At 80.9% G+C, this 1241-nt stretch carries 2 pseudogenes; one reads left to right on the plus strand and one right to left on the minus strand.

Going from position 1 to position 1241, the window contains the following annotated elements:
* Positions 1-759: pseudogene (locus tag GTR00_RS21170) on the plus strand (hypothetical protein); the annotation flags it as partial.
* On the opposite strand, the pseudogene GTR00_RS21175 reads toward GTR00_RS21170, so the two are convergent.
* A pseudogene (locus GTR00_RS21175) lies at positions 692-1241 on the minus strand (hypothetical protein); the annotation flags it as partial. The pseudogenes GTR00_RS21170 and GTR00_RS21175 overlap by 68 nt on opposite strands.

Genomic DNA, 1241 nt, shown 5'->3' on the forward strand with positions numbered 1-1241 from the left:
CCCGGCGGCGGCAGCGTCCTCATCGAGCGCGCCCGCCGCACCACCACCTTCGCCACCGCCCGCACCCTGACCGACGCCGAGGTCGTGCACCCCCACCTCGCCTCCACCGCCGCCACCGTCGCCCACTGGCAGGGCCGCCTGGCCCTGCACGCCGCCGCCGTCGTCGCCGGCGGGCGGGCCTGGGCGCTGCTCGGCGACCGCGGCGCCGGCAAGAGCACCGCCCTGTACTCCCTCGTGCGCGCCGGGCTCGAACCCGTCACCGACGACGTGCTCGTCCTCGACGGCGCGCGCGTCCTGCCCGGCCCGCGCTGCGTCGACCTGCGCCTGCCCTCCGCCGAGCACTTCGGCGCCGGCGACGACCTCGGCGTCGTGGGCCGCCGGCGCCGCTGGCGCGTCGCCCTCGACGAGCCCGGCGCCGGCCGCGGCACCGCCCGCGACCCCGGCGCCGCCGTGGACGTCGAGCTCGGCGGCTTCGTGCACCTGGCCTGGGGGGAGGGCACCTCCGTGCAGGACGTGCCCCTGGCGCACCGCCTGCCCGCCCTGGTCGACGCCCTGGCGCTGCGGCTGCCCCCGCCGGACCGGGTGGGGCTGCTGCGGCTGCTGGCGCTGCCCACCGTGCGCCTGACGCGCGCGCGGCGCCTGGAGGAGGTCGAGGACGTCGCCGCGCACCTGGCCGGGCACCTGCACCGGCTCAGCGCGCAGGCACCGCCCCCTCCGCCGACCCCTCCTCCGCCAGCCACGCGTGCTGCAGCAGGGTGAGCGAGTGCAGGTCCGGCGCCGCCGAGAGCCACTCCGCGCGCAGCGCCTCGGGGTCCACCAGCCCGGCCAGCGCGCCGTCCAGGCCGCCGCCGCGCCAGCGCCGCGCGAACTCCGCGCCCGGCCCGGCCCAGAACGCCCCGTCGAAGCCCGCCTTGTCCTCCCGCGCCGGCAGCGCCGCCGGCAGCAGGTCCCCGAAGTGCCGGGGCAGCTCCACCGCGCGCCCGCGCGGGCCGGCCCACCCGAACGTCGCCGCCGCCGCCGACAGCACCGGCGCGCACGCGAACGGGTGCACCACCAGCACGTCGTGCGCGGCGGCCGTGCGCTCCTTGGCCCGCGCCGGCACCTGCAGGATCCGCCCCGGCCACGCCCACGCGCGCGCCGAGACGTCCCAGCGCAGCGGCTCCGAGGCGCGGTCCAGGGCCAGCTGCGCGCGCAGCTCCCGCGCGGCCGGCGGGCGCAGCCAGCCGAACGCCACCGGCAGG

Origin of the sequence: Kineococcus indalonis (assembly GCF_009906395.1) — a bacterium.
GTDB lineage: Bacteria > Actinomycetota > Actinomycetes > Actinomycetales > Kineococcaceae > Kineococcus > Kineococcus indalonis.